This window comes from Sphingomonas sp. SORGH_AS_0879, from assembly GCF_030819175.1.
GTDB lineage: Bacteria > Pseudomonadota > Alphaproteobacteria > Sphingomonadales > Sphingomonadaceae > Sphingomonas.
The window spans coordinates 2,528,515-2,550,857 of sequence record NZ_JAUTBJ010000002.1; the positions used below are offsets into that span (position 1 = coordinate 2,528,515).

The following is a 22,343-nucleotide window of genomic DNA, read 5'->3' on the forward strand; positions in this document are numbered from 1 at the left end:
TCGTCAGTCCAATCCGGTCATCGCGAGCGTGGCGAAGCTCGCCAGCCAATGCTCGCCCATATAATCCCCCGCCACCGCATCCAGCGCGGCGTCGATATGGCGGGCGGCGCCATCTTCGAGCAGCGTCGCGACAGGCCCCGATAGGGCAGGCCCAAGGGTCCGCATCGCCCAGGCGCGGCTGAGGTTCAGGCCGTCGAGATGGGCGATCTGCCCGTCGCTCCGGTCGCTGACCCGCGCGGGGGTGAACAGCGTTTCGGGTTGTCCATCGGTCAGACCGGGCAGGAAATCGGCGAACCAGGTGGCGAAGTCCTCCGGCGGCAACAAGCGCTGCATCGCCATCGCCTCGATCAGGACCGGGGAAAGAAAGTCCTGCCCGCTCGGCTCCCAGGCCTGGGCGGCGCGGTCTTCCCCAAACCAGGTCTTGGCGCGCGCGGTCATCAGGCTTCGCAGGCCCTCATCCCCCATCACCCGAGCATAGCGGTCGATCAGCACCAGCGCGAAGGCGGTATTGGCATGGGTGCCGACCCGCACCGGATAGGTCAGCACCGGCAGATAGTCGCGCCACCGCGCGGCGAAGGCCTCCGCCAAGGGGCGAAGCGTCGCCGCATGGGGGCTGTCCGCCACGGCCAGTTCGCTGGCCAGCATCAGCAGCCAGGCCCAGCCATAGGGCCGCTCGAACCCCCGTGAGTCCGGTCGATCCAGATAGGCGCGTTCGGCCTCGACCTTCTCCGGCGTCAGGGCATCGGCGAACAGCGCGTCGATCGCACCGACTTCGGCGATATCGGGATAGAGGCGGCGTATCCGCGTGAGCAGCCAATAGCCATGGACACAGCTATGCCAGTCATAGCTGCCATAGAAGATCGGATGGACGCGACGCGGGCTATAGAGATCGTCGTCGCCGACATAGACATGGTCCGCCTTGTGCGGATATTCGCGCGTCACATGGCCCAGCGCGATGCGCGCGAAACGGGCGGCGAGTTCGGGGGTCATGATATCCTTCCGGAAAAGCCGCAGGCGGCCAGCACCGCGATGTTGAAGACGAGGAGCAGCAGGGCAGTCGGCCATTGCACGCGGATCACCCCGAACCGGTCGCGAAGCTCCAGGATCGCGGCTGGCACGATGTTGAAATTCGCCGCCATCGGCGTCATCAGCGTTCCGCAAAATCCCGATAACATGCCGAGCGCCGCGACGGCGGCGGGGTCGCCCCCGAAACGGTGGATGACGATCGGCAAACCGATCCCCGCCGTCATGATCGGGAATGCGGCGAAGGCATTGCCCATCACCATGGTGAACAGCGCCATGCCGACGCAATAGGCGATGGTCGCGGTCAACGGCGTGTCGAGCGCGATGACGCTGGTCACGCCATCCGCGACCACCTTGCCGACCCCCGCCATCGCGAACACCCCGCCCAGCGCCGCCAGCATCTGGGGCAGGATCATCGCCCAGCCCACCGCATCCGACAGCCGCCGGGACTCCGCCGCGGGGGCGGTCGCGGGCGGCCTGGTCAACCGGACGGCGAGCAGCAGGGCGATCAATGCCCCGAGCGCCAACGCGACCAAAGACACCTGCTTGGGATCGATCAGCGCCACCCCGGCGATCCGGCCATCCGGCACCAGCAACGTCCCCGCCAGCGTCACGGCGGGCAAGGCGAGCGCGGGTACGAAAAGCCATGGACCTCCGCGAACGGACGAAGGTCGATCGCTGCTCACCACCGGCGACGGGCGCAGGCCCCATGTCGCCAGTCCGACCATTGCCAGCACCAGACACCCGTTCAACAGATCGGGCAGCCAGGGCCCCGCGCCGAGCAGGATCGCGAACACGCCCCAGAAGCCGACATTACGCCACCGCGTCGCCTCTCTGCGATCCAGCGCATGATGGATCGCCACCGTCGCGGGCAGCGCCGCCGCTGCGATCCCCAGCGCGTCGAGCCCGATCACCCGCGACGCGCCTTCAGCCGCCGGTCGAGCATCAGCAAGCGCGCGCCATGGATCAGCAGCGCGGCCATCGCGGTCGGGATCGCCCAGAGCGCGACATGCAGGGGCGCGACGATGATCCCCTCCTGCTCCAATATGGCGCGGATCAGCAGGATCGATCCGATCGCGATGAACACATCCTCACCGAAGAACACCCCGATATTGTCGACGGCGGCGGCATGAGCGCGGATATGGTCGCGCGTCTCTGGGTCGAGGGGAGTCGCCTCATCCCGCTCCTCCGCGCCTTCGGCCATCGGGGCTATGATCGGGCGGACCATCTGGACATGCCCGCCCAGCGAGGTCAGCCCCAGCGCGGCGGTGATCTGACGCAGCATCATATAGCCCAGCAACACCCGCCCCGTCGTCGCCCCGCGCAGACGCCGCACGACATCGCGCGCCCGCTCCCGCAACCCGGCCCGCTCCAGCAGTCCGATCGTCGGCAGCGCGAGCCAGGCGACCGCCATGAACCGGCTCGATACGAAGGCCTTGCCGATCATCGCGATCACCTCGACCGGCCCGAAGCCCGCCGCCGCCGCACTGGCGAAGGCCGCGACCGTCACGACCAGCAAGGGGTTCACCCCCAGCGCGAAGCCGATGATGATGATCGCGATGCCCGACAGGACCAGCATGGCCGCCCCGCCCTACAGCGTCGCGGCGGCACGCGCCGCCTGGTTATACTGGCCCGACAGGCGGCGCAGCAGGTCGGCGGCCTCCGACAAAGCGGCCGCGTCGGGCCCGTCGGCCTCGACCGCCCTGGACAGGATACGCTCGCGAATGTCGCGATAGCCCGCGCAGAAATCACGCCCCGCCTCGGTCGCGACGAGCAGCTTTTCCTTGCCCTCGCGCCGGGTCGCGATCAGCCCGGCCTTTTCCAGCTTGCGCACGGCATAGGTGACGAGGTGCGTGTCCTCGATATCCAGGACCAGCGCGATATCGGCGATCCGCTTGGGCCGGTCGCGGTGGCGGACGGTGTGGAGGATCAACACCTCGATCGGCGTCAGCGACAGTCCGGTCGCGGCGGCACAGCGGGTCATCCAGCGCTGATAGGCCGCCGCCGCGAGGGTCAGGCTGAACTCCAGCTCCGACAAAGCGGGCGCAGAGCCATCGGCCAGATGCGCCGAGGAAACGATTGCCCGCCTGCCAGTCGTCATACAGCCTCCCACATGCGGCGAGGATCGCTCTGGCCAATCACGCTGTCAACATGATAGCGACGATTCATCGATAATTTACAGGCAAGGTGTTGGCGATGGCGCGCTGGTCATTCTGGGTCGATCGTGGCGGGACCTTTACCGACATCGTCGCGCGAGCCCCGGACGGCACGCTGGCCACCACCAAATTGCTGAGCGAAAACCCGGAACGCTATGCCGATGCGGCGGTGGCGGGCATCCGCCAATTGCTGGGCCTGTCCGACGGCGACCTACTACCGAGCGACGTCATCGCCGAGGTCAAGATGGGCACCACCGTCGCAACTAACGCCCTGCTGGAGCGCAAGGGCACCCGCACGCTGCTGGTGGTCGATCGCGGCTTTGCCGACCTGCTCACCATCGGCAACCAGGCGCGTCCCCGTCTCTTCGACCTCGCCATCCGCCTGCCCGAACCGCTCCATGACGGCGTGGTCGAGATCGATGGCCGGATCGACCGGGACGGTGGCGAGGTGACGCCGCTGAACGAGGCGGAGGTCGCCGCGATGTTCGCGGCCAAGCGCGCGGAGGGCTATGAGGCGGTCGCCATCGCGCTCACCCATGCCTGGGCGCATCCCGCCGTCGAAGAGCGTGTCGCCGCCCTCGCACGGGCCGCCGGCTTCGTACAGGTTTCGGCCAGCCATGCGGTCAGCCCGCTGATCGGACTGGTCGCGCGCGGGCGGACGAGCGTGGTCGATGCCTATCTGTCCCCCGTCCTGCGTCGCTATGTCGATCGCGTCGCCGGCGCGCTGGACGGCGTACCGCTCCATTTCATGCAGTCGAACGGCGGGCTGGCGGAGGCCTCGGTCTTTCAAGGCAAGGACGCGATCCTGTCCGGCCCGGCGGGGGGCGTCGTGGCGGCGGCGCGGACGGCGGAGGCGGCGGGGATCGGCCGGGTGATCGGCTTCGACATGGGCGGCACCTCGACCGACGTCGCCCTCTATGCCGGACGGTTCGAGCGGGTACTGGACGCCGAGATCGCCGGGGTCGAGATGCGCGTGCCGATGATGGCGATCGACACGGTCGCGGCGGGCGGCGGATCGATCCTGCACTATGACGGCGCGCGCTTCCGGGTCGGGCCGGACAGCGCCGGGGCCAATCCCGGCCCCGCTTGCTATCGACGCGGCGGCCCCCTGACCGTGACCGATGCCAATGTCCTGGTCGGCAAGATCCAGCCCGCCCATTTCCCCGCCGTGTTCGGTCCGAATGGCGATCAGCCGCTGGACGCCGAGGCTTCGGCGCGCGGGTTCGCCGAACTGGCCGCGACGACCGGCATGGACGATCCCCGCCGGGTCGCCGAAGGCTTTCTGGAGGTCGCGGTCGCGCATATGGCGGCGGCGATCAAGCGCGTCGCGCTGGAGCGGGGTGAGGATGTCACTGACTTCGCGCTTCAGTGTTTCGGCGGCGCGGGCGGCCAGCATGCCTGCCGCATCGCCGAGATGCTGGGGATGAGCCGGGTGCTGATCCATCCGCTGGCGGGCGTGCTGTCGGCTTATGGCATGGGGCTGGCGGATCGGGTCGCGATCCGGCAACGCTCGGTCGAGCAGCCATTGGGCGCGCCGCTCGATGACTTGGCGGCGGAACTGGGCGATGCGGCGGCGGCGGAGGTCGGCGGGGACGCCAGCCGGGTCGTGACCGTCAATCTGCGCTATGCGGGTACCGATACGGCATTGGGCGTCACGCTGGCCGATGCCGCGACGATGCGCGCCGCGTTCGAGCAGGCCCATCGCGCCCGCTTCGGCTTCGTCAGTCCCGAGCGAGACATCGTGATCGAAACGCTGGTCGTGGAGGCGATCCTGTCCGGCGAGCCGGTGGCTCCCCCGCCCCTGCCCCCGCGTGACGGCCCGTTGCCGCCGCCGCTGGCCACCGTCGCCGTCTGGACCGGCGGCGCGGAGCACCGGACGCCGATCCATGACCGCGATCATCTGCGCCCCGGCGACCGCATCACCGGGCCCGCCCTGATCCGCGAGGCGATCGCGACGACCATGGTCGAGCCCGGCTGGACGCTGGAGGTCGGCCAGGGCGGCGAATTGCTGCTGACCCATGACGGCGCGATCCGGCGCGCCGCGCCCGATCCGGCGGTGGTCGATCCCGTCCGGCTGGAGCTGTTCAACACCCAGTTCATGGGCATCGCCGAGCGGATGGGCGTAGTGCTGCGCAACACCTCGGTCAGCATCAACATGAAGGAGCGGCTGGACTTTTCCTGCGCGCTGTTCGACGCATCGGGGCATCTGATCGCCAATGCGCCGCACGTGCCCGTGCATCTTGGCGCAATGGGAGAGAGCGTGCGCGCGGTGCTGTCGAGCCGGGGCGGGAGCATGAAGCCCGGCGATGTCGTGGCACTCAACAATCCCTTCAACGGCGGCACCCACCTGCCCGATGTCACGGTCATTGCGCCGGTCTTCGGCGAGGACGGAGCCATTCGCTTCTTCGTCGCCAATCGCGGCCATCATGCCGATATCGGCGGGCTGACGCCGGGATCGACGCCACCCAACTCCCGGACGCTGGAGGACGAAGGCGTCGTGATCGACGATTTCCTGCTGGTCGACGGCGGCGAATTTCGCGAGGAAGCGTTCCGCCGTCTGCTGGGCGAGGCCCGCCATCCGGCACGCAGTCCGGACACCAATGTCGCCGATATCAGGGCGCAGCTCGCCGCCAATGCGACCGGCATCGCCGAACTGAATGAGATGGTCGCGGCCCAGGGCTGGCCGATGGTCAGCGCCTATATGGGCCATGTCATGGCACATGCGGAGGAAAGCATCCGCCGCGTGCTCAGCGACCTGTCGGACGGCGGGTTCGACTATGAGATGGACGACGGCACGCCGTTGAAGGTCGAGGTCACGATCGACCGGGCCGCGCGGGCCGCGACGATCGACTTCACCGGCACCGGCCCGGCCAGCGCAGGCAATTTCAACGCGCCCCCCGCCGTCACACGCGCGGTGGTGCTCTATGCCTTTCGCTGTCTGGTGGGCGAAGACCTGCCGCTCAACGAGGGCTGCCTGGCCCCCCTTACCATCGTCATTCCGGAGGGGTCGTTCCTCTCTCCCCCACCCGGCAGCGCGGTGGTGGCCGGGAATACCGAGGTCAGCCAGGCGGTGTGCAACGCCTTGCTGGGGGCACTGGGTGCGTCCGCCGCCGCGCAGGGCACGATGAACAACTTCCTGTTCGGCAATTCCCGGCATCAATATTACGAGACGATCTGCGGCGGCGCGGGTGCCGGGCCCGGTTTCGACGGCGCCTCGGCGGTGCACACCCATATGACGAACACCCGGATCACCGATCCCGAGATATTGGAACGCCGCTACCCCGTCCGCCTCGACCGCTTCGCCATCCGCCGGGGCTCGGGCGGCGAAGGACGGTATCGCGGTGGTGACGGCGCGATCCGGGCGATCACCGCGCTGGAGCCGATGACCGCCACGCTGGTCGCCTCACGCCGGACCATCGCCCCCTTCGGCCTGGCGGGCGGCGGGGACGGCATGGCGGGCGCTCAGCATGTCGAGCGCGCCGATGGCCGGATCGAGGCGATGCGCGGCACCGACCAGGTCGAACTGAAACCCGGCGACCGGATCGTGATTAAGACGCCGGGCGGTGGCGGCTACGGTCGGCCCTAGTCCTGGCGAAGCGCCGATGCCGGGGTCGCCCGGCTGGCGGTCAGGGCCTGGCCCAGGACGGTCAGCACCGCGATGCCGATGGCCAGCAGGCTCGCTCCTGCGAAATAGAATGGCGACAGTGCGATGCGATCGTCGAAGCCGGACAGCCATGTCCGCATCGCGACGAATGCCAACGGCCAGGCGATCACGTTCGCGATCAGCACGGGGCGCAGGAACTGCCCGACCAGCAGCCGCACGATATCGGCGGACGATGCGCCCAGCGTCTTGCGAATGCCGATCTCGCGCACGCGCCGCGCCGTGTTGAACGACGCCAGCCCCCACAACCCGACACAGCCGATCAGCACCGCCAACCCCGCCCCGATCCCGAACAGACGGGTGGCATGATCGTCGGCCTTATAGAATTCCGACAGGCGCTGGTCCGCCGTCTCCACGACCAGCGGCACTTGCGGCGACAGGCGTCGCCATACCGTCCGAATCCGGCCCAGCATCGCAGCCGAACTACCCGTGTACCGGATCGCGGCGACGGCGGGGTACGGAACGTCGCGGACATATTGGTAGAATGTCGCCGTCTCCGCGGTGCGCGGCGAAGCGAAGCGGAGTTGGTCGATCACGCCGATGATGGTTCGGGGCGCGAGGCGGCCGACGGTCTTGCCGATCGCATCCTGGGGCGTTCGGAAGCCGAGTTGCTCGACCGCCTTCCGGTTGATGACGACGTTGCGCCCGCTCTTCCATTTGGTCCAATCGCTGGCATCGTCGGCACCGTGCGCATCATCGAACACGCGCCCTGCCAGCAGCCTGGGGCCGTAGGTGCGAAAGAAGTCGGGTCCCACGATGACGTTGCCGATCGTCAGGGGCGGACGACCCGGCAGGTCGATCGAGTCCACGCCATAATTGACCATCCCCGGCGCCGATCCGCTGGTTCCTACCGCTAAGACCCCGGGCACGCGACGGAGCGCCGCCACGATCGGGCGGGCCTGATCCGGGAAGATGCGTTTGTCGGCCAGCGACGCCACGATCATCAGGCCGTCGCGCCTGAAACCCAGATCCGACCGCCGGACATGCGCCGTCTGCGCGACCAGCACGACGGTGCCGATCAGGAAGGCGATGGCGAGGCTGAACTGGATCACGACCAGCGCCTCGCGAGCGCGGGTGCCACGACGCCCGCCGCCCGGCGCCTGCGCCGACGCAAGGACAGCGGCGGCGGAGAAGCGCGACAGCCGCACCGCCGGATAGGCTCCCGCCGCCAGGGCAATGATCAGCACCAACGCCACCAGCAGGGGCAGCGCCAGGGTATAGGGAAAGCGGAGCGACAGGCCGCCGGCGGCATTGATGACGGGCAGGCTCACTTCGGTCAGGATCATGCCGAGCAGGCTGGCCATCGCGGCCGTTGCAGCCGCTTCCCCCAGAAACTGGCGGATCAGGGCCGCCCTGCTGGCCCCCAGTACCTTGCGCACCGCCACCTCTCTCGCGCGCAGGCCGGATTGCGCCGTCGCCAGGTTCACATAGTTGATGATCGCGATCAGCAGCGTCAGCACGCCGACCATCCCCAGCGTCGCCACGGTCAGCCTACGTCCATTGCTCTCCGCCCCGCCCGGCGGCTCCAGGTGCAGTCGAGCGATCGGCAGCAGCGAAAGCGAGATGATCCTGGTGGGATCGGGCCCTAGATCCTGTCCGGCGTGCCGACGGATGAAGGCGGGCATCTTGGCGGCGAACGCCCGTGCCGCGGCCGCATTGGGGAAGCGAAGATAGGTGGCCCCGTCGACCATGCCCCATCGGTACCACGACCACTGCACCGCGGGCGGCGGCGTGCGCGGCATCGGGATCAGGATCGAGGCCTGAAGCTCGGTCGTCTTCGGCAGATCCTCGAAGATTCCGGCGATACGATAGACCTGCGGCGCGTCGACCGCGATGGTGATGGTTTGCCCCATGGGGTCCGCATCGCCGAACAATCGCTGAGCCTCGCTTCGGCTCACCAACGCCCCCGACGGCTCGGAGAGCGCGCGGCGCCCGTCTCCGCGCACCATCGGAATGTCGAACACGTCGAAGAAGGACGGATCGACCTGGACGACGTCGGCCGCGATCGCATCATCCTCGCGGATCACACTGCCCCCCAGCTTGCCGCCGCGAAGGCGCGTGCCGACCAGGCCGGGAAACTCCTGCCGCATCTGCTCGAACAGCCCGGCCATGGTCACCGGATAGGCGCCGTTGAACGGGCTGCCCGGCAGATGGAGTTCGGTCCGCACGACATGGATTTCGTCATGATGCGGCAGCCATCGCTCGAAACTCGTCTCGAACCGGACATAGAGGCCGAGGATCAGGAACACCGCGATCCCCACCGCCAGTCCGCCGATGTTGAGCGCCGCGTAAAGCTTGTGGCGGGTAAGCGAGCGGTAGAGCGAGGTGAGCGCGAAGCCGTTCATCATGACATCCCCCCGGATCGGATCACGCGCATCGCACTGGCGACGATACGCCCATCGAGCATGTCGATGCGACACCTGGCAATATCGGCATGGCTGGGTGAGTGGGCGACCATCACGATCGTCGCCCCCTCGGCATTCGTCTCGACCTCGTCCGACTGAACGCCCGGATCAAGACGAGCGAAAAGCCATGCTTGTCGCCATGTCGAGCGCCCCTTGCGCGTATTGGCTGTTCGGTCATCATGGCGACACTGTCACTGTCCAGCACCGGAAACGCCAAATCGCTATGAACAAAGACTTATCTTCGACAATGGCTTTCGGCGATCCGACAGGATGGGACAAGATGTCCGCGCACGGACAGTCGCCGGACCTGTCAAGCGCCTGGCGGATATTGTTGGTCGAGGACGATCCGGTCGTGGCGCGGACGACCGACATCCTGTTCCGCCTGGCCGGACACAAGGTCGAAGTCGCCACCGATCCGCATTCCGCCTATTCGATGCTGTCCGGGCGCCGCTACGACCTGATCCTGCTCGACATGAATTTCGGGGCGGGGCGTAGCAGCGGAGAAGAAGGGCTGGCCTGTATCGCCCGGATCATGGCGGACGATCCGGCCGCGCGGATCATCGTCATCACCGCGCATAGCGGCATCCGCATCGCCGTCGCCGCGATGCAGGCGGGCGCGCGGGATTTTCTGATGAAGCCGTGGCGCAAGGACGATCTGCTCGCCAAATGCGCCGCCGTGATCGGGCAGCGGGAGGGCGGCGCGGCCCCCGCCCCGCGCCCGGTCGGCGGTGGCGCGATGTTGCTGGGCGATTCCCCCGCCATGGCCGAGATGCGGGCGATGATCCAGCGGGTCGGACCGACCGTCGCCAATATCTGCGTCACCGGGCGATCGGGATCGGGGCGGACCCTGACCGCGATGGCGGTTCATGCCGCATCGGGCGACGCCGCGACGCCGCCGCCCCGGATCGACCTGCGCGATACCGATCAGTGGCGGTCGCTCGACGAGGCACGGGGGACCGTAGTGTTGCGCTATCCCGACCAGCTGGATGCGGTGGCGCAGGCGCGGCTGCTCGACCGGCTGTTGCCGGGGCTGCGGTGCATCAGCGTGGCGGACGGGGTCGCGGCGCTGTCGCCCGCTTTGTACCGCCGCCTCTGCACGCTGGAGATCGCGGTCCCGCCTCTGTCGGCACGGCGCGAGGATGGGGTGATCCTGGCCCGGCATTTCGCGCGGGTCGCCGGGGAAAGCTATGGCCATGCCGCCGCCCGGCTGACTCCCGCTGCCGAGGCGATCGTGACCGCGACCGACTGGCCCGATGAAGTGCGCGGACTGGCGGCGGCGGTGGAGCGGGCGGTGCTGCTGTCCGACGACGGCGTGGTGGATGCCGCTGCGATCCGCCCGGCCATGACCGCATCGGTCGTGCCCGAACAGGATACCAGCACGCCCTTTCGTCTCGACGATGCCGAAAAGCTGATGATCGTCGCCGCGCTGAAGGAACACCGGCACAATATCTCACGCGCCGCGAGCGCGCTGGGGATCAGCCGAGGGACATTGTACCGACGCATGGCGCAGCATGGCCTCTAGCGTCCAGCGGTCCGCGATCACCATCGGCCTGTCGCTCGCTGCCGCCGGGGGCGTGGTCGGCGTGGCCGCGACGCATGGCCTGTGGCTGGCGATGACGGGTGGCGTCCTGGCCATCGGATGGCTGCTGCTGCTCAACCTGCTGGCGGCGCGGCGTCCGGCCGTGCTTCCCCCCGCGCCGGTGGTGGCCGAGGAGCGCGAGACGATCCTGCACCGGATGCTGCTCGACGCTTCCCCCACCCCCTTGTTGTCGGTCGACGGCGCGGCGGTGCGGGCGCTCAACCGCGCCGCGCGCCAAATGTTCGACACCGACGATCGCGTCCTGCCCGCGCCGCCGCCGTTGCTGGACAGCCGGAGTTCGCATGTCCGCCATGCCGGTCGTAACTGGCGTGCCGACCGAGTCGATGTGGGCGCGCGCTCGGTCGTAGCGCTGATCGATGTGGAGAGCGAGGAACGCACCGCCGAGGCGCGCGCCAGTGCCGAGATGATCCAAGTGCTGGGCCATGAGATGCTCAACGGCCTGGTCCCCATCGTCTCGCTCGCCGAGTGCGGGATCGCGGCCATCGAAACGCAGGACGACGACCCCACGCTGTTGCCCGAAATCCTGACGACGCTGGCCCGCCGCGCCGAGGGATTGCAGCGTTTCACCCAGGCCTATCGCTCGCTCGCTCGTCTGCCTCCGCCGATGAAGCAGCCCGTCCACCTGGCCGAATTGATCGACGATCTGGCACGCCTCTTCGCGAGCCGCTGGCCGGAGGCGGTGCTGACCGTGACGGTGCCGCCGGCCCTCCGCGCGGCCATCGACCGCGACCAGCTCAATCAGGCGATCTGGGCCCTGCTGCAAAACGGCGTGGAGGCGGCAGGCGGGACGAAACCGGAGATCGCTCTGGTGGTCGGCTGCCGCGAAGGGGCGCTGACCATCGATATCAGCGACAACGGCCCCGGCATTCCGGCGGAACAGGCGACCGCGATCTTCCGCCCCTTCGCGACCACCAAAGCGACCGGGACCGGCATCGGCCTGACCCTCGCCCGCCAGATCGCGCGAGGACATGGCGGCACGCTCGACCTGCTGGTGGCGGTCCCTGCGACCTTCCGGTTGCGCCTGCCCGGTGGAGAAAGGTCCGGGGCGACGGGTCACACGGGCCTAGCCCTTCGCCCCGATACCCTGGCGTAGCAGCGCATTGGCGACTTCCGCGATCGACTCGACCGATCGCTCCTCGTTCCAGATGCTGTACCGCAGCCCCAGGAACACGTTCATGCCCATGATCGCCCAGGCATGTTCCTCACCCAGCCCTTCGCGAAAGACGCCGCTGTCCATACCCCGTTTCAGGCGGTCCAGGATTCGCGCGGCGGTGGTTTCGTAATGGCGGCGATGGCTGGCGGGATCGACGAACTCCGCCTCATCAATGATGCGATAGACCTCCTTATGCTCGCGCGCGAACCCCAGAAAGGCGGCGAGCGCGCGTCGTTCGGTCTCGAAGGGCGGCGTCTCCTCCGCCTGGGCACGCCCCGCCGTCACCCGTACCCGGTCGCTCAAATCCTGGACCAGCGCGCGGAAGATCGCGTCCTTCGAGTCGAAATAGGTATAGAAGGTGCCGAGCGCGGTCCCGGCGCGGGCGGTGATGCCGGTGATCGAGGCGTCGTGAAACCCCTTCTGCCCGAATTCGATCTCCGCCGCGTCGAGCAGACGACGAAGCGTCCGGCGCCCTCGCTCGGTACGCGGGGTCTTGTCCGTCTCGGGATGCGGATCGGTTCCGGTCATGGGCATCGCTCTCGCTATCCTGTCGGGCGGCACCATGCAAATGGGAAGTTGAAAGTCGGTTCAACTATCAATATGCTCCCCCTCATAACATAAAAGTCAGGGAGGGATGGAAGATGGGCAAGGCTCGTTTGCTGGGCGGCGTGGCGTGCGTGATGCTGGGCGTAGCGGGGCTTTCCGCCCCCGGTGCGGCACAGGACGCAACGCGAACCACCACTACCGATGCACACGCGGAAACGGACAGCGGCACCAATGACGGCGACGTCGTCGTCACCGCCCGCCGCCGCGAGGAACGGCTGGTCGATGTGCCGATCGCCGTCACCAGCTTCAGCGGCGCGCAACTGGCCCAGGCGGGCGCCATCGACATCACCGATATCGGCGCGACCACCCCCAACATCACGGTCGAGGTGTCGCGCGGGACCAACTCCACCCTTTCCGCCTTCATTCGCGGCGTCGGACAACAGGACCCGGTGTCGGGGTTCGAGCAGGGCGTCGGCATCTATCTGGACGATGTCTATCTCAACCGGCCGCAGGGCGCGGTCCTCGACATTTATGATGTCGACCGGATCGAGGTGCTGCGCGGGCCGCAAGGGACGCTCTATGGCCGCAACACCATCGGCGGCGCGGTGAAGTATGTCACCAAGTCGCTGCCCCAGGAATTCTCGCTGAAGGTGCGCGGCACCTATGGCAGCTATGATCAGGCGGATGGGGTCATCACCGTGTCGACGCCCATCACCGACATCGTGCGGGTCGGGGCGTCGGCGGCGCGGCTGTCGCGCGGCGGGTTCGGGACTAACCTGACCACGGGGCAGGACAATTACAACAAGGACATATGGGCGGGCCGCGCGACGCTGGAGATGGGCGGTTATGGACAGCCGGTGCTGATCCGCATCTCGGGCGACTATACCAAGGACGACAGCAACCCGCGCGGTGGCCATCGCCTGATCCCCGGCCAGGTGTCGGGTGCGCCGGTGCTGTCGGACGTGTTCGACACGCGCGGCGGCCTCAACGACCCGCGCCAGTTCGTCGAAGCCTATGGCCTCGCCGCCAATGCCACAGCGGAACTGGGCGGCGGGTTCAGCGTCCGCTCGATCACCGGCTGGCGGCGCGACGATAGCGCCTCGCCGATCGACTTCGATGCGCTGCCCTCGGTCGATGTCGACGTGCCCGCCTATTACCGCAACCAGCAGTTCAGCCAGGAATTCCAGCTGCTCTACGACAATGAAGGGCCGCTGACCGGCTTGCTGGGCGGCTATTATCTCGGGGCCAAGGCGGACACGCAGTTCGACGTGCGGCTGTTCACGACCCTCAGCGGCCTGACCGCCTTCACCCAGGCCAATGTCGATACCGACACCTTCGCGGTGTTCGGCGACTTCACCTACAAGCTGTCCGAACAGTTCAGCGTATCGGTCGGCGGGCGCTATACCTGGGACAAGCGGACGGCGAGCATCCTGCGGCAGAATTATCTGGGCGGCGGCTCGCCCGTGTTCGGCGGTGCGGGCGTCGCATCGGGGGCGCCCAGCACCAATTTCCGGGGATCGCGCGACTTCAACAAATTCACCCCGCGCATCTCGGTCAGCTACCAGCCCAATCGCGACCACAATCTCTACGCAAGCTTCTCGCAGGGCTTCAAGGGCGGCGGCTTCGATCCGCGCGGCGTAGGCGTCAACGCGCCCGCCGCCATTCCCGGTCGTCCGACCGATACCGAGGTGGCCAACTATCTGAGCTTCCGTCCCGAGACGGTCGACAGCTACGAGATCGGGCACAAGGCCAATTGGATGGGCGGCGCGCTTTATACCGCGCTGGCGCTGTTCCGGATGGATTATCGCGACGTGCAGATTCCGGGCTCGGCGGGCTGCGTCGTGGGCGGTATCCCGACCTTTTGCGGGATCATCACCAATGCGGGCAAGGCGCGCTTCCAAGGTGTCGAGCTGGAAGCCAATGCCAGGTTGGGCCGCGATCTGGCGGCGGCGGGGGACCGGGTGAACCTGTCGGGCTCGCTGGGCTATATCGATGCCAAGTACCGCGAATATATCACCCAGATCGCCGGACGCGGGCCGGTGGACGTGGCGCAATATCGCAAGGTCCAGAATACCCCCGCCTGGACCGCCAGCGGCACGCTCGCCTATCATCTGCCGGTCGGCGAGGGCGAGGTGGATGCCAGCACCACCGCCTCCTATCGCAGCCGGACCTATCAGTTCGAGATCCCCAACCCCTATATCGACCAGGCGGGCTATACGCTGCTCGACGCCAATCTGGTCTATACCGCGCCGGGCGGGCGCTGGACGCTGGGGCTGCACGGCAAGAACCTGACCAACAAGCTCTACAAGACTTCGGGCTATACCTTCATCCAGGCCGATGCGGTGACGGGGGCGCTGATCCCCAATGCCAACGGCACGCTGCGCCCGACGCTGGGCCGCGAGGGGACGTTGACCGCTTTTTACGGCAACCCGCGACAGGTGTTCGTGACCGCCTCGTTCAAATATTGAACGCCCGGTCCTGACCGGGCCGGGTGACCGGCCCGGTTTTTCCCGTAAAGGAGCATGGGATGAACGCATCCACTACCGCCCCCCTGCCCTATCGCTATCGCAGCGCGGACGATGCGATCGATCTGTTCGCGCATATCCATCCCGCCGATGGGCCGCCCCTGTTGTTGATGCACGGGCTGACGCGCAATGGCGACGATTTCGACCCACTGGTGCCGCGTCTGGCCGGGCGATACCGGCTGATCGTGCCCGACCAGCGTGGGCGCGGACGATCGGGTCACGATCCCGATCCGAGCCGCTACCGCCCGGACGTCTATGCCGCCGACATGTTTCGCTTGCTCGACAATCTGGGGATCGATCGGGTCGCGCTGATCGGCACCTCGATGGGTGGGCTGATGGCGATGCTGATGGCGTTCCAGGCACCCGAGCGGGTGGCGGCGATCGTGCTGAACGATATCGGTCCCGAACTCGATCCGGTCGGGCTGCGCCGTATCCAGGGCTATGTCGGACCGGCGAAGAGTTTCGCGGATTGGGATGAGGCGGCGGACGCTTGCGCCGCGATCAACGCGACCGCCTTTCCCGACTTCGGTCCCGCCGACTGGCTGGCCTTTGCCAGGCGGACGTGCCGGATGGAGAGGGACGGCCGCATCGCCTTCGCCTATGATCCCGCCATTGCCGACAGCATCGGCGGCGACACGCCCGGCACGGTGCCGCCCGATCTCTGGCCGCTATGGGATGCCTTGTCGGCGACGCCGACGCTGGTCGTGCGCGGTGCCCTGTCGGACCTGCTTTCCCCTGCAACCGTGGCCGAGATGGCGCGCCGTCACGACGGGCCTTTCGTCGCGCAGGACGTGCCCCGGCGCGGCCACGCCCCGCTGCTCGACGAGCCGGAGGCACTGGCGGCGATCACCCCCTTCCTGTCCCGCTGGTGGCCCGCATGAGCGCCACGGAGCAGGGCGACCGCCGCGCCGGGCTGGTCCTGGCGATGCTGTTGCTCGTCTATATCTTCAACTTCGTCGACCGACAGATATTGGCGATCCTCGCCGCGCCCATCCAGCAGGAACTCCACCTCAGCGACCGGCAGCTCGGACTGCTGGGCGGTATCGCCTTCGCGCTCCTCTACTCGACGCTGGGCGTGCCGCTGGCCTGGCTGGCCGATCGGACCAGCCGAAGCTGGGTCATCACGGGGTCGCTGGTCTTGTGGAGCGGCTTCACCTCGCTTTGCGGGCTGGCCGGTGGGTTCTGGCATATCTTCCTCGCGCGGCTGGGCGTGGGCATCGGCGAGGCGGGCGGCGTCGCGCCCTCCTATGCGATCATCAGCGAATATTTCCCGCCGCGCAGGCGCGCCTTCGCGCTGTCCGTCTATTCGCTGGGCATTCCGCTCGGGTCTGCGGCGGGAGTGCTGGCCGGGGGCTATATCGCCGCGCGGGTCGATTGGCGCGCGGCGTTCGTCGCGGTCGGGCTGGCGGGCGTCCTGATCGCACCGCTGGTCCGTCGCGTCGTCCGCGACCGTCCGCGTGTCGCACCGGCGGACCGGGCGATGACGGACAGGGCGGACGAGGCCCCCCGCTTTGCCGACGTCGCCCGTACCCTGGCCGCCAAGCCGTCCTTCTGGCTGCTCTCCTTCGGTGCGGCGAGCAGTTCGATGCTGGGCTATGGCCTCGCCTTCTGGTTGCCCAGCCTGTTGCGGCGCAGCTTCGGGCTGAACCTGATCGGCACGTCGCATTTCCTGGCGGCGATCCTGCTGATCGGCGGGACCAGCGGGATATTGGGCGGCGGCTGGCTGGCCGACAAGCTGGGTGCCCGGGACCGGGCGTGGTTCGGCTATGTCCCCGCCATCGCCTATATGGTCAGCATCCCGTTCTTCGCGGGCGGGATCTATAGTGGCGACGTGCGGGTCGCCTTCGCGCTGTTCCTGCTGCCCCAGGCGCTCGCCTATGTCTGGCTGGGGCCGGTGCTGTCGGCGGTGCAGAATCTCGTCCCGGCGAATGCGCGGGCGACGGCGGCGGCACTATTCCTGCTGATCAACAACCTGATCGGACTGGGCGGCGGCATCTATGCGATGGGGGCGCTGTCGGATGCGTTGACGCCGATCTATGGCACCGATGCGCTGCGCTATTCGATGCTCTATGCGCTGGTCCTCTACGCGCTCGCCGCGCTGCTGATCGGGCTGGCCGGGCCCCGTCTGCGCCGCGACTGGGTGGGGTGAGCGCCCTTAGCCCTGCCACCCGCCGCCGAGCGCCAGGAACAGCCTGACCTGATCGGTCGACAACCGCGTCTCGGCGGCGGCGAGCGTCTGTTCGGCGGCGATCGCGGTGCGCTGGGCATCGAGGACCGAGAGGAAGCCGGTACGCCCTGCGCGGAACAGCGTCTCCGCGTCGCGCGCCGCCTTGGCCGCCTGGGCGTTCGCATCGCGCAGCGCGGCGGTGCGGTCCAGGTCGCGGGCATAGACGGTCAGCGCACTCTCCGTCTCTCGCAGAGCGCCCAGCACCGTGCCGTCGAAGTGGGCAAAGGCCGCATCGCGTTCCGCCTCGGTCGCGGCGATGCGCGCCCGGACTCGCCCGCGATTGGGGAATTGCCAACTGATCAGCGGCCCCAGCGAGAATTTATAGGTGTCGCTCGACAGCGCCCGCTCGGCCAGACCGACCGAGCCGACCGACGCCCCCAGCGAAACCTGCGGATAGAGCGCGGCGGTGGCCACGCCGATCCGTGCGGTGGCGGCGCGCAGTTCCAACTCGGCCCGGCGCACATCGGGCCGTCGCCGGAGCAGCGCGGCCCCGTCGCCGATCGGGATCGGCTGGCTCAATCGCGGCTCGGCGCTGCACATGGCGACATCGCGGTCGAACTCCGCCGGAGGACGCCCGGTCAGGGTCGCCAGCCGATAGAGCGCCAGACGCCGCGCCGCCTGCAACCCCGGCATGGTCGCGCGCACCTGCGCCTCCTGCGCCGAGGATCGCGTGGCATCCAGCGAGATACCCCGTCCGCCCCGCACCAGCCGCCGGGTCAAGGCCGTGGTCCGCGATTGCAGCGCCAGCGCCCGCTCCGCCACGCCGATCTCGCGCCCCGCCGAACAGGCGTCGAGATAAGCCTGGGTCGTGTCGGCGACCACCGTGACCCGCACCGCATCATAGGCGGCATGGGTCGCGGCCAGATCGGCATTGGCCGCCTCGACCGCGCGCCGGACCTGCCCGACCAGATCGACCTGATAGGAAATGCCCGCCGTCGCCGAATAGACGAAGTTGCTGGGCAAGGCCGCACCCGGCAGCAATTCCTCCTCCGCCGATCGCTGGGCATAGCCGGGGGCGGCCTGGAGGCTCGCCTGGGGGCGGCGATCCTGCTCGACCAGATCGACCGAAGCCTGCGCCCGCGCGATGTTCGCGGCGGCGACGCGAAGGTCGGTGTTCGCGGCCAGCGCCTGTTGCACCAGACGGTCGAGCGTCGGGTCCCGATAAAGCTGCCACCAACGATCGGGCACGGGCTGGAGCGCGGCGAAGGCCGCCTCGTTCCCACCAACGAAGGGCGCGGCGGCGCTGGGTTTGTCGATCACCGCCGACGTTGGACGATGATAATCGGGACCGACCGTCGAACATGCGGAAAGCAGCGTACCGGTCAGAAGCGCGGCGGTGCGACGCAGCGTCATGCGGCGGCCCCCGCCTTGCGCGGCAGGACCTCGACGGTCGCTGTTCGCCCGACCACCAGCGTCTCGCCCGCAGGCAGGCGATCGATCGCGACGCGCACCGGAATGCGCTGCGCCAGGCGAACCCAGCTGAAGGTCGGATTGACATTGGCGAGCAGGTCCGCGCCCGCGCTGCGGTCCCGGTCCTCGATCCCCCCGGCGATGCTCTGGACATGCCCCATGATGTCGTGATCGTCGCCCATCAGGCGGACGCGGACGGGATCGCCGACATGGACGCGCGGCAGTTTGGTTTCCTCGAAATAGCCGATGATGTGCAGCGAGCCGCGATCGATGATCGCGAATTCGGGATGCCCCGCGCTGCGCATAGTCGCCCGGTCGCAGATCGAGATTGCTGACCGTTCCGGCGACGCTGGCCTTCACTTCAGTCCGCGCCAGATTGAGACGCGCGGTGGCCAGCGCGACGCGCGCCTGGTCGAGCGCGGCGGCGAGTTGCACGACCCTGGCATTGCCCTGTTCGCGCACCTCGCCCGCGACCAGGTCGCCCAGCGTCCGATTGCGCTGCGCCTCGCGTCGGGCCTGCGCCAGTTGCGCCGCCTGGGACGCGACGGCGGCTTCGGCCTGCGACACCGCCAGCCGGTAGCGGGGCGTGTCGACGCGGAACAGGGGCGTGCCGACGACCACCTGCTGATTGTCCCGCACCAGCACGTCGGTGACCAGGCCCGAGACGTCGGGGGCGACCTGCACGATATCGGCGCGCACCCGGCCGTCGCGGGTCCAGGGCTCGGTCTCGTAATGCGCCCAGAGGCGGCGCCCTGCCAGCAGCGCCAGCGCCACCACGATCAGGGTCACGACGATGCGCGCCGCGACGCGCAGGGAGGGATGGAATGTCATAGCGTGTTCAACCGAAAAATGCCGAAGCGGGCGTGCCGCCGGTGATGAGGCCGGCGATCCCGGCCCAGAGGATGATGGTGAGCGCCACATCGAACAGGCCGCGATGCCAGACGAAGCGGTAGAGCCGCACCTTCGCTAGCGCCCAGCCGATGATCTCGGCCGCGATGAAGGCCAGGATGGCGGCGATCAGCAGCGGGTGGACGAACACGCCCGCCAGATCCAGGTCGCCCGTCATGCCGCCAGCCTTTCCTCAGTCCAGCCCGGCGCGGCGGGAAAGACGTTGCGGCGCAGGCCGACCAGCGCCGCCAGCCGATCCGGCTCCGGGCTTTGGGCGATCGCCCCGTCGATCGCATCGAGCAGATCGGGCGGCGGCGCGGGGTCGCGCCCGTCGACCAGTTGCCGGAACCAGCCCGCCAGCGACGCGCGCAGCGCCTGATGTTCGGGACCGGGCGAGAGCTGGACCAGATTATAGCCGATCCGCAATTCGCGCAGAGCGGCGACGGCATCGTCGCGGTCCTCGTCCTCCACCTCGCCGACACGCCCGGCGAGCAGGCCGACCCGGTCGAGCATCCGGCTGCGCCAGACGGGCAGCAGCGCCGGACGCTCGGCCAGGGCGGCCAGGTCCCGCCAGCCCGCATGGCGGAGGCGGCGGATCGCCGTGCCCGCGCCGATGCTCCGCACCAACCGGGTCATGGTCATCGCAGCGACGATCCCGACGACCTGGGCGATGTTGCCGTTGAAGAAGCCCGCCGCATCGACGCTGTACATATTGGTCAGCGCCAGCCCGCCCGCGAAGCTGATCAGCATGGGCATCATCCGTCCGTACCAGGACGGAACCGCCATCGCCGCCCCCATGGCGAGCAGCGAAGGGGCGAGCGCAAGGCAGAGCATGACGAACCCGTCGATCGCCGGGAGAATGGCAAAGAGATAGACGGCGATCAGCGGCACCGACACCAGCGTCCAGATCAGAAAGCCGCGCTGTGCCGGTACAGGGTCGTCCAGCGTGGCGAAGAAGCAGCAGACCACCGCCGCGATCATCGCCGCCACCGCGCCCTCGGGCCAGGCGGTGACGATCCAGACCGCGCAGCAGCCGATGATGGTCAGGAAGGTCGCCGTCGCGGACAACAGGGCAAGCCCATAATCGCGGTGTAGCGGCCTGCCCCCGCCCTCGGCGACCACCGGGCGCGGCGCCTCCGGATCGGCCACCGCCGCGACCAGCACGCGGGTCGTGCCGAGCGCCTCGACCAGTTCGGCCAGGCGCATGGTGAGGTTGAGCGTCACCAGCCCGCGCCAGTCCGACGCGGCCGGGGGCGGTGGAATGACGGGCGTGTCGAGCGTCGGATCGAGAACCCAGTCGCGTACCCCGGCCACCCACTCCGCCACGCCTGCGGGCAGCGGACCTTCGGCGGTCAGGCTGCGCAACCGGTCCTCCAGCGCGGACACCAGCGGGATCAACTGCACCAGCCTGTCCTGCAAGCCGGTCAGCAAGGCGCGGGTCGGGCGAATGCGTGCGGTGTCGAAGGGGATATGGGTCGCGGTGACGTGAAGGTCGGTCACGTCGGCGGCCAGCCGTCGCCGCTCAGGCGAAGTCCGCGCGCTCGCCTCGACCGCCAGGATATCGGCGATCCAGCTTTCGGCATGGGCGAGGACGGCCCTGGCCCGCGCGCCGTAAACCCCCGCGACGCTGCGCGGCCACACGACCGAATGGACGATCGCCGCGCACAGCACGCCGATACCGATCTCCTGCACGCGCAACACGGCGGTGTCGAAGATCGCCTCGGGATGCAGGACCGAGGGGAAGCCGATCAGCGCGGCGGTATAGCCCGCCAGCATGAAGACATAGGCTCGCGGTGTCCGGTCGAGCAGGGACACGAACTGACACCCCGCAACCCACAGCGCGAGCGCCAGGCTGAGCAGCACCGGCGCGTTGACCAGCGTCGGCACCAGCAACACGGTCACCAGCCCCCCGATCACCGTCCCGATCAGCCGGAACACCGCCTTCGACCGGACCGCGCCGCTCAGCGGCTGGCTGGTGATATAGACGGTCATCATCGCCCAGAAGGGCCGATCCAGCCCCAGCGAGAAGGACAGGAACAGGGCCAGCATCGCCGCCGCGAAGCAATTCAGCGAGAAGACCGTCTCGCGCAGGCCGATCCGGGGCATCGCGATCATTCCCGGTCGTCGCCGAATGCGGCATAAAGCTGGTCGAGCACGCGGCTGGCCGCCTTGAGGTCCACGTCATCGACATCGGCGAACAGCTCGGAGCGGATCTGTGCGGTCCGTTCTTCGACCTCGGCGGCGGCGGTCCGTCCCTCGTTCGTCAGGTGCAGCAGCCTTGCGCGCTTGTCCGTCGCATCGACCCGACGCTCCACCAAGCCGCTCCGCTCCAACTGGTCGATCAGGGGCACCACCGATGGCGCCTCCATCCCCAGCTGGTCCGCAAGGGCCCCCTGCCGCATCCCCTCCTCCGTCCGGCCGATCAGCATCACCGCCAGCGCCGCCGTGTGTGACAGCGACAGGCCGGCCAGCCCGCGATCGAGATAGCGCCGATACGCCCGCGCCATCGGCACGAGCCGCGCGGAGAAGTGGCGGCGAAGGGAAATGGAATCGGTCACATTTAATTAGATAGATGCCTATCTAATTAAATGCAATATAGTCTTTCCAGTGTTACAGATCGGCCCCCCACCGAAGCCGCGTGGAATCCGACTTACGTAATTGCACGGCATGGAGTAGTTGCGCACCATGGCAACCGTTCGCCCATCCGAAGCCATCGCGCCGTGCGGGCCTGCCGACCCTGATACCGGGA

At 68.4% G+C, this 22,343-nt stretch carries 16 protein-coding genes and 1 pseudogene; 6 read left to right on the forward strand and 11 right to left on the reverse strand.

Features of this window, described 5'->3' with window-relative positions:
• Positions 1-3 precede the first annotated feature (3 nt).
• The 4 genes from QE379_RS12580 to QE379_RS12595 are packed head-to-tail and all read right to left on the reverse strand — an operon-like array spanning position 4 to position 3,124.
• The gene (locus QE379_RS12580; protein ID WP_307000938.1) at positions 4-990 is read right to left on the reverse strand and encodes a DUF2891 domain-containing protein; all 987 of its coding nucleotides are present in this window, start codon (positions 988-990) and stop codon (positions 4-6) included.
• Positions 987-1,937 carry a DUF979 domain-containing protein gene (locus tag QE379_RS12585; RefSeq protein ID WP_307000939.1) on the reverse strand — a complete coding sequence of 317 codons (951 nt, stop codon included), beginning with the start codon at positions 1,935-1,937 and terminating at the stop codon, positions 987-989. The genes QE379_RS12580 and QE379_RS12585 overlap by 4 nt, the downstream gene beginning before the upstream one ends.
• Positions 1,934-2,602 carry a DUF969 domain-containing protein gene (locus QE379_RS12590; protein ID WP_307000941.1) on the reverse strand — a complete coding sequence of 223 codons (669 nt, stop codon included), beginning with the start codon at positions 2,600-2,602 and terminating at the stop codon, positions 1,934-1,936. The genes QE379_RS12585 and QE379_RS12590 overlap by 4 nt, the downstream gene beginning before the upstream one ends.
• Positions 2,603-2,614: 12 nt before the next feature.
• Entirely contained in the window at positions 2,615-3,124 is a 510-nt protein-coding gene (locus QE379_RS12595) for a winged helix DNA-binding protein (RefSeq protein ID WP_307000942.1), read from the reverse strand.
• A 95-nt stretch (positions 3,125-3,219) separates the two neighbouring features.
• Between QE379_RS12595 and QE379_RS12600 the strand changes: the two genes are divergently transcribed.
• Positions 3,220-6,765 (forward strand): hydantoinase B/oxoprolinase family protein, encoded by a 3,546-nt coding sequence (locus QE379_RS12600; RefSeq protein WP_307000943.1) that lies wholly within the window; start codon positions 3,220-3,222, stop codon positions 6,763-6,765.
• On the opposite strand, the gene QE379_RS12605 is transcribed toward QE379_RS12600, so the two are convergent.
• Complete coding sequence (locus QE379_RS12605) at positions 6,762-9,188, reverse strand: ABC transporter permease (RefSeq protein WP_307000944.1); 2,427 nt, start codon at positions 9,186-9,188, stop codon at positions 6,762-6,764. The two genes, QE379_RS12600 and QE379_RS12605, sit on opposite strands and share 4 nt — an antisense overlap.
• Before the next feature lie 337 nt (positions 9,189-9,525).
• On the opposite strand from QE379_RS12605, the gene QE379_RS12610 reads away from it, so the two are divergent.
• The gene (locus tag QE379_RS12610; protein ID WP_307000945.1) at positions 9,526-10,767 is read left to right on the forward strand and encodes a sigma-54 dependent transcriptional regulator; all 1,242 of its coding nucleotides are present in this window, start codon (positions 9,526-9,528) and stop codon (positions 10,765-10,767) included.
• Positions 10,757-11,938 carry a PAS domain-containing sensor histidine kinase gene (locus tag QE379_RS12615; RefSeq protein ID WP_307000946.1) on the forward strand — a complete coding sequence of 394 codons (1,182 nt, stop codon included), beginning with the start codon at positions 10,757-10,759 and terminating at the stop codon, positions 11,936-11,938. Before QE379_RS12610 ends, QE379_RS12615 begins: the two co-directional genes overlap by 11 nt.
• Here the strand turns inward: QE379_RS12615 and QE379_RS12620 are convergent.
• A complete protein-coding gene (locus tag QE379_RS12620; protein ID WP_307000948.1) occupies positions 11,909-12,526 on the reverse strand; it encodes a TetR/AcrR family transcriptional regulator in 618 nt (205 codons plus the stop codon). The two genes, QE379_RS12615 and QE379_RS12620, sit on opposite strands and share 30 nt — an antisense overlap.
• A gap of 113 nt (positions 12,527-12,639) precedes the next feature.
• Between QE379_RS12620 and QE379_RS12625 the strand changes: the two genes are divergently transcribed.
• The 3 genes from QE379_RS12625 to QE379_RS12635 are packed head-to-tail and all read left to right on the forward strand — an operon-like array spanning position 12,640 to position 17,218.
• A complete protein-coding gene (locus tag QE379_RS12625; protein ID WP_307000950.1) occupies positions 12,640-15,012 on the forward strand; it encodes a TonB-dependent receptor in 2,373 nt (790 codons plus the stop codon).
• Positions 15,013-15,071: 59 nt separating this feature from the next.
• Positions 15,072-15,950 carry an alpha/beta fold hydrolase gene (locus tag QE379_RS12630; protein WP_307000951.1) on the forward strand — a complete coding sequence of 293 codons (879 nt, stop codon included), beginning with the start codon at positions 15,072-15,074 and terminating at the stop codon, positions 15,948-15,950.
• Positions 15,947-17,218 (forward strand): MFS transporter, encoded by a 1,272-nt coding sequence (locus QE379_RS12635; RefSeq protein ID WP_307000952.1) that lies wholly within the window; start codon positions 15,947-15,949, stop codon positions 17,216-17,218. Before QE379_RS12630 ends, QE379_RS12635 begins: the two co-directional genes overlap by 4 nt.
• 6 nt (positions 17,219-17,224) lie before the next feature.
• On the opposite strand, the gene QE379_RS12640 is transcribed toward QE379_RS12635, so the two are convergent.
• The 5 genes and pseudogenes from QE379_RS12640 to QE379_RS12660 form a co-directional block, all read right to left on the reverse strand.
• Positions 17,225-18,649 carry an efflux transporter outer membrane subunit gene (locus QE379_RS12640; RefSeq protein WP_307000953.1) on the reverse strand — a complete coding sequence of 475 codons (1,425 nt, stop codon included), beginning with the start codon at positions 18,647-18,649 and terminating at the stop codon, positions 17,225-17,227.
• Positions 18,646-19,537 (reverse strand): annotated as a pseudogene (locus QE379_RS12645) (efflux RND transporter periplasmic adaptor subunit). The gene QE379_RS12640 and the pseudogene QE379_RS12645 overlap by 4 nt, the downstream one beginning before the upstream one ends.
• A gap of 7 nt (positions 19,538-19,544) precedes the next feature.
• Positions 19,545-19,772, reverse strand: a complete 228-nt coding sequence (locus QE379_RS12650) for a DUF1656 domain-containing protein (protein ID WP_307000954.1) — start codon at positions 19,770-19,772, stop codon at positions 19,545-19,547.
• The gene (locus QE379_RS12655; RefSeq protein ID WP_307000955.1) at positions 19,769-21,709 is read right to left on the reverse strand and encodes an FUSC family protein; all 1,941 of its coding nucleotides are present in this window, start codon (positions 21,707-21,709) and stop codon (positions 19,769-19,771) included. The genes QE379_RS12650 and QE379_RS12655 overlap by 4 nt, the downstream gene beginning before the upstream one ends.
• Entirely contained in the window at positions 21,706-22,152 is a 447-nt protein-coding gene (locus tag QE379_RS12660) for a MarR family winged helix-turn-helix transcriptional regulator (protein WP_307000956.1), read from the reverse strand. The genes QE379_RS12655 and QE379_RS12660 overlap by 4 nt, the downstream gene beginning before the upstream one ends.
• Positions 22,153-22,343: the final 191 nt, after the last annotated feature.